The following is a 6,056-nucleotide window of genomic DNA, read 5'->3' as shown; positions in this document are numbered from 1 at the left end:
GCTGGCCCCCCCCGCGCCCCCCCGCGCGGGGGGCGCGGGGGGGGGGCGGGGGGCCCCCCCCGCAGCCCCCCCCCCCGGGGGCGGGGGGGGGGGGGGGGCCGCGGGGACGTCGGTGGCGCGGGGGTGTCAGGAAATCATGAAGTCCCGGACCGGCAGGGGGCGGTTGACCACCCGGACGTCGCCGATCCAGCCGTGGAACACCTGGTTGAGCGCGCCGCCGTACTCGTAGCCGCCGAGCAGCCAGGGGTGGCCGAGGGTGCTGAGGCCCTCGGACGGTGTCGAGGGGTTGCGGACGACCTCGCAGCCGTTCACGTACATCCGGGTGAGCCGCTTGTTGTTGACGACCGCGACGTGCCACCAGGCGCCGAGCGGGAGTTCGTGGCCCCAGTTGGTGACGGGGCCGCTCAGGTTGGTCGGGTAGACGCACCACTGCAGTTCCCGCCCGCCGGACAGGCTGAGCGTGGCGACCGGCTCCTGCGGGTCGGTGTCAGGGCCGCTCTTCCCCGCCTCCCCGCTGGTGCCCCAGCGGCTGAGCAGCGCCGTCCAGGCGTTGCGGCCGGCGTCCCAGTCGGCCGGCAGCTTGAAGAACGCCTCGAAGGTGTAGCCCTGCTGGAAGGTGTCGGCGTTCATCGGGGCCTTGGCGACGGTCTGCAGGTAGGCGCCCTGGACCGGCTTGCCCCGGCCCGCGAAGTAGAGGCTGCCGCGGCCGGGCTGGTCGGGGTGGGACTCGGTGGACCAGGTGAGCGTCCCGGCCGGGCTGCCCGGGGCGGTCTGCTTCACGAGGTCGTTGCCGTGGCCGCTCAGGTCCTTGACGACCTGGGAGTCGGCGACGGCGCTGCCGTCCGGCCGTCCGCCGTCGAAGCGCCAGTAGGCGACCGTGCCCGGGATCGTCAGCTGCCGCGCGGGGCGGGCCGGGCGGGCCGGGACCGGGGCGAAGCCGGCGAACCGCCGCGCGAAGTCCACCTGCACCGAGAAGCTGTCCACCGGGCCGGTCAGCTCGATCTCCTCGCTGGCGAGGCGGTTGACCTTCTCGGCCGCCAGCTGCTGGATCCAGGGCGAGTACGTCCGCACGTCGATGGTGTTGCGGTCCAGGTCGAAGCGGTAGGCGCGGATCATCGCCGCGCCGCCGTAGTACCGGTTCTGGTAGTTGGTGATGTGGACGTGGACGTCGTGGCCGGCCTTGTTGGTCAGCGTGGTGCTGCCGGGCGGCCAGTAGTGGCCGTTCAGGGTGAGGAAGATCTGGTCGTTGCCGCTGATCAGCCTGTCCCAGAGGGCGTGCCCGTGGTCGGACAGCTGGGCGGCGCCGCCGTCGTCGGCGTAGGCGAGGTCGTGCGTGGTGAGGATGACCGGCACGGTCGGGTGCTGGGCGATCACCGAGTTCGCCCAGGCGAAGCCGCGGTCGGACAGCCGCCAGTCCAGTGAGAGCACCATCCAGTCCCGGCCGGCTCCCCGGAACAGGTGGTAGGTGTTGTAGCCGTCCGGGCTCGCGCCCTTGAACGTCGCCGAGCGGGCGAACCGGGCCGGGTTGAAGGTGTCCAGGTACGCCGTCCGGCCCCGCTGGTCGTCGCCGCCCGATCCGACGTCGTGGTTGCCGGCCAGGACGCTGTAGGCCGCGCCGTGGCGGTCGAGGAGGGTGAAGGCCTTGCCCGCGGCGGCGAACTCCTCGGCCTTGCCGTTCTGGGTGACGTCGCCCAGGTGCGCGAGGAAGACGAAGTTCTCGTCGCTGCCGTCCAGCACGTGGCGCAGCGAGGCCTCCAGCGGGGCGGGGTGGATCCGGTCGTCGTCGAAGAGGTACTGGGTGTCGGGCATCACCGCCAGGGAGAAGCGGGGGCCGTCCGGGTCCGGATCCCAGGCCCCCCGGCCGTCGTCCGCGGCGGCGGGCGCGCCGAAGGCGTCGGCCGTCGCGTCGGCGGGCCCGTCCGCCGCTGCCGCCGTCGCCGTCGTTGTGGAGCCCGCCCCGAGGACCGCCAGCCCGGCGCCGACCAACCCCGTCGCGCGCAGGAAGGCACGGCGTCCGGCCGCCGCCGGCGCGTCGGAGTCGAACCCGACGGTCCGCGGGCAGCTCGACCCGTGGTCATCGTGGGGAAGGTCGTTCTGATGGTGGTTCATCGGGGCAGCTCCTCGGGCCGTACACGGTGATCGCGACGCTAGGGGCACGACGCGGACCGCTGACCGGACGGCCGGCCTCCGCACGGTGAACGCCCGGGGAACGTCCCCCGTCGGCCACCTCCGTGGAACACGCCCACAAGGTCAGTGGCCGCCCTTGGGTTCGGTGCAGCCGCCGTCCAGGTACATGCCGTGCGGGTGGATGTCGGGCCGGGCGGTCAGCAAGCCGCTGACGCAGAGAACGGCTTCGGGGATTTCGAGGTCGAAGCCGGGGACGCCGGCGGAGGTGCGGACGTTGACCAGCTCGGCCGGGTAGCCGAGGCGTTGGAGGGCCGCGCGGAGGCCGGCTTCGTCGAGGACGGCCGGCGCGCCGGCGGGCCGCAGGGCGTCCGCGATCCGTGCCGCGTGGGCCGCGCCGCGGCATTGGGCGTCGGCGAGGAGCCTGACGGTCTGTTTGTAGGCGTGGTTCTCCGCGTACTTGTCGGCCCAGGTACCGCCGTCGCCCGTGGGGGCGGCGGCCGGGGCGGACGGCGGTGTGGCGGCGACGCCCGCGCATTTCGCCGCGACCTGGGGGAAGAGCCGGTCGTGGCGGGCCAGGGCCTCGGCCCCGGCCTGACCGGGTTCTCGGGCCGGGGTGGTCGCGGTGGCGGGGGCGCTGCCGACCGGCGTACCGCCGGTCGCACTGCCCGGTGCGCTCACCGATCCGCAACCGGCCAGCGCCACGGCTGCCACGGCCGCGGCCAGGCCTGCGGCCATCACGGTCCTCGCGCGCTTCATCGACCTTCTCCCCCTTGGCTATTGACCCTTGATCGCATCATTGTCGCGCACGAGGGCGGCGGCGGGCGGGTCAGTCCGCGAACGGGCCGGTGTCTCCGAAGGCGAGGCGGGTGAAGTGCTCGGCGATGCGGTGGTGGCCGGCCTGGTCCGGGTGCAGGTCGTCGGGGAGCGGGTGGTCGTCGTGGTCGGTCTGGCCGTAGAGCGAACGGCCGTCCAGGTAGTGCAGGTTGAGGTCGCCGTCGGCGACGCGGGCGGCGACGATGCGGGCGAGTTCGGTCCGGATGACGGTGAGGGTGAGGCGGCCCGCCGCGGTGTCGGCCGGGTCGCCGGTGGCCCGGAAGCGCAGTGCCCCGGTGCTGAAGTCGGCGGCGAGGGGCCCCGGGGTGTCCTCCTGGATCGGGCAGAGGATCGAGGAGACGACGAGCAGCGGTGTGGCCGGGTGTCCTTCGCGGACGGTGTCGAGGAAGCCGTGCACCGCCGGGACGAAGGCGCGCAGGCGCATCGCGTCGGCGTTGACGAGGTTGATGCCGATCTTCAGGCTGATCAGGTCGGCGGGGGTGTCGCGGATGGCGCGGGCGGTGAACGGGTCGAGCAGGGCGCTGCCGCCGAAACCCAGGTTGACCAGGTCGACGCCGGCCGCGGCCGCCGTCAGGGCGGGCCAGGTGCCGGTCGGGTGGGTGGCGTTGGAGCCGTGGCTGATCGAGCTGCCGTGGTGCAGCCAGCGCCGGCGGGTGCCGTCCGGGGCCGGGGTGACGGGGGCGTCGGTGTCGAGGGCGAGGAGTTCGGTGGTCTCGGTGTGCGGGAGCCAGATCTCGACGGTCTTGTCCCGTGCGGGCAGACCGGTGAACCGGGCGGTGGCGGGCGGGCCCTGGGTCAGCTCGACGCGGCCGGTGGCCAGGTCGATGGTGCGCAGGTTGCCGCCGGACACCGTGGTCTGCGCCGTCAGCCGCCCGTCGACGAGGAGGTCGTACACCCCGTCGGGCGGGGTGGGCACGCCCACGTAGGCCCGCTTGGTCGGGACGGTGTGCAGGTCGATCGCGGTGGCGCGGGTGCGGAAGGCCAGCCGGACGCCGCTGGGCTGGGACTCGGCGATCGCGAGCTGTTCGTCGGGGATCTGCCGGCGTGCCCGGGCGGGCAGGCGGTGCGGCAGCAGGCCGCGCCCGGTGTGCTCGACGTCGAGGTGGCCGTGCAGCAGGGCCTCGGTGACGGGGGTGGTGAAAGAGGTGTTCATCGCTGTTCCATCGCGTTCTGTGCGGGTCCTGCCCGTGCCGTGCACCTTCTGCCATCCGGCTATAGCCAGTATGGGATTACCTAATGAGTTTAGGCAAATGGGATTGCAGCCTTGGATTCCCGGTCCCGGATTCCCAGGTCCTGGCTGTCGGCGGCTGCGGCGTCAGCCCGCCAGGATGACCGTCTCCGCCGGGCCGGAGAAGCCGGCCTGCTGGGCCGGGGCGCCGGTCGCGGCGAGGCGGCGGTGCTCCTGCGGACTGACACCGCGGACGCGCTTGAAGGCCGCAGAGAGGGCGAAGGCGTTGCTGTAGCCGACCTTGCGGGCCGCGAAGGCGACGGTGCACTCGGGTTCGCGCAGCAGGTCGGCGGCGACGGCCAGTCGCCAGCCCGCCAGATAGGCCATCGGCGGTTCGCCGACCAGGCCGGTGAAACGGCGGGCCAGGCCCGCCCGCGACACCCCGACCCGCTGGGCGAGGTCGGCGACCGTCCAGGCGGTGGCCGGGTCGTCGTGCATCAGCCGCAGCACCGGCCCGACGACGGCGTCGTGCTGGGCGCGGTACCAGGCCGGGGCGCCGGAGTCGGGGGCGGCGAGCCAGGAGCGCAGCACGGAGACGACCAGCAGGTCCAGGATGCGGTCCAGGACCAGCTCCTGACCGGGCTCGTTGCGCCCTATCTCGGCGGCCAGCAGGTGCACCAGGGTGTCGTCGGCGCCGGTGCCGGCCGGGCGGACCAGCAGGCCGGGCAGGCAGCCGAGCAGGCGCTGGCCGATCTCGTGCTCGGCCTGGTAGGTGCCGGACAGGACCACCGAGGACGCCTGGTCCCCCTCCCGGCCCTGCCCCCAGGTCCGGACGCCGAGCGACATCACCTCGGAGACGTCCACCCCGCCGCGCGTGCAGACCTGCCCGGGGCCGACGATCACGTCCACGGGGGTGTCGGGGTCGTCCGCCACCGTGTACGGCTCCGGGCCGCGGACGATCGCCACGTCGCCGGGGTGCAGCAGCAGCGGCGTACCGCGCTCGGGCAGGATCCAGGCCTCGCCCCGGACCATCGTCACCACCGACAGCGGGGCCCGGTCCTCGATCCGCAGCGACCACGGCGGGGTGAGGATCGAGCGCAGCAGGAACGCACCGCGGGCCTTGGGGCCGTCGAGGAGTCCCGTCAGAGTGTCCATGGCCCCAAGTGTAGACGGCAAGACATCATTTGACGGTTCGTCATTTGAGAGGGTCTTGAGTGATCGAGGTGGCCCGAGCGGCCCGGATGCCGGATGATCGGCGCACGGGGGACGAACCGATACGCAGAGACAGTGAGGGGCTACGAAGATGGAACTGGCACGCACACTCGCACTGGTGGCGGCCACCGTCACCTGTGGACTGACCGCCGGGTTGTTCTACGCCTTCGCGTGCTCGGTCATGCCCGCGCTCGCGCGGGTCGAGGACCGCACCTTCATCGAGGTCATGCAGCGCATCAACGTGGCCATCCTGAACGGCTGGTTCGTCCTCGGCTTCGTCGGCGCGCTCCTCACCACCGGCGCCGCCGTCGCCCTCCACCTGCCCTCCGACGGCCACCACGCGCTACCCGCCACCGTGGCCGCCCTGGTGCTCTACATCGCCGCGATCGGCGTCACCCGCTCCGTCAACATCCCGCTCAACGACGAACTCGCCGCCGGCGGCGAGCCCCGGCGCATCACCGACCCGGCCGCCGTCCGGGGGCGCTTCGAAGCCCGCTGGGTCCGCTTCAACGTGCTGCGCGCCCTGCTCTGCACCGCCGCCGTCGCCTGCCTCGCCTGGGCGCTGATCCTGCACGGCCAGGCCTGACCCCGCGCCCGGTCGGACCCCCGGGGGGGGGCGCGGGGGCGCCCCCCCCCCCGGCCCGGGGGGGGGGGGCGGGGGGGCGGGGGGGCGGGGCGGGCCCCCCCGCCGCCCGGCGGGGCGGGGGGGGCGACG

Annotated in this window: 5 protein-coding genes; 1 reads left to right on the top strand and 4 read right to left on the bottom strand. The window is 73.9% G+C overall.

Annotated features, from left to right (window positions below):
- Positions 1–126: 126 nt before the first annotated feature.
- The 4 genes from ACFV6D_RS33730 to ACFV6D_RS33715 form a co-directional block, all read right to left on the bottom strand.
- Positions 127–2,109: a LamG-like jellyroll fold domain-containing protein gene (locus tag ACFV6D_RS33730; RefSeq protein WP_380562586.1), complete on the bottom strand. Its 1,983-nt coding sequence runs from the start codon at positions 2,107–2,109 to the stop codon at positions 127–129.
- A 141-nt stretch (positions 2,110–2,250) separates the two neighbouring features.
- Positions 2,251–2,883 (bottom strand): hypothetical protein, encoded by a 633-nt coding sequence (locus ACFV6D_RS33725; protein WP_380494814.1) that lies wholly within the window; start codon positions 2,881–2,883, stop codon positions 2,251–2,253.
- A 70-nt stretch (positions 2,884–2,953) separates the two neighbouring features.
- Positions 2,954–4,114 carry an SGNH/GDSL hydrolase family protein gene (locus tag ACFV6D_RS33720; RefSeq protein WP_380494812.1) on the bottom strand — a complete coding sequence of 387 codons (1,161 nt, stop codon included), beginning with the start codon at positions 4,112–4,114 and terminating at the stop codon, positions 2,954–2,956.
- Positions 4,115–4,276: 162 nt separating this feature from the next.
- Positions 4,277–5,284, bottom strand: coding sequence for an AraC family transcriptional regulator (locus tag ACFV6D_RS33715; RefSeq protein ID WP_063350759.1), 1,008 nt, complete (start codon positions 5,282–5,284; stop codon positions 4,277–4,279).
- A 148-nt stretch (positions 5,285–5,432) separates the two neighbouring features.
- On the opposite strand from ACFV6D_RS33715, the gene ACFV6D_RS33710 reads away from it, so the two are divergent.
- Entirely contained in the window at positions 5,433–5,927 is a 495-nt protein-coding gene (locus tag ACFV6D_RS33710; RefSeq protein WP_063350758.1) for a DUF1772 domain-containing protein, read from the top strand.
- The last annotated feature ends 129 nt before the right edge of the window (positions 5,928–6,056 follow it).

The sequence above is a fragment of the Kitasatospora sp. NPDC059812 genome, from assembly GCF_042732075.1.
GTDB lineage: Bacteria > Actinomycetota > Actinomycetes > Streptomycetales > Streptomycetaceae > Kitasatospora.
This window is presented reverse-complemented; position numbering and strand designations above follow the sequence as displayed.

Coding starts and splice junctions, on each gene's coding strand:
- ACFV6D_RS33730 (WP_380562586.1), bottom strand. CDS start 2,109: ATGAACCACCATCAGAACGACCTTCCCCACGATGACCACGGGTCGAGC.
- ACFV6D_RS33725 (WP_380494814.1), bottom strand. CDS start 2,883: ATGAAGCGCGCGAGGACCGTGATGGCCGCAGGCCTGGCCGCGGCCGTG.
- ACFV6D_RS33720 (WP_380494812.1), bottom strand. CDS start 4,114: ATGAACACCTCTTTCACCACCCCCGTCACCGAGGCCCTGCTGCACGGC.
- ACFV6D_RS33715 (WP_063350759.1), bottom strand. CDS start 5,284: ATGGACACTCTGACGGGACTCCTCGACGGCCCCAAGGCCCGCGGTGCG.
- ACFV6D_RS33710 (WP_063350758.1), top strand. CDS start 5,433: ATGGAACTGGCACGCACACTCGCACTGGTGGCGGCCACCGTCACCTGT.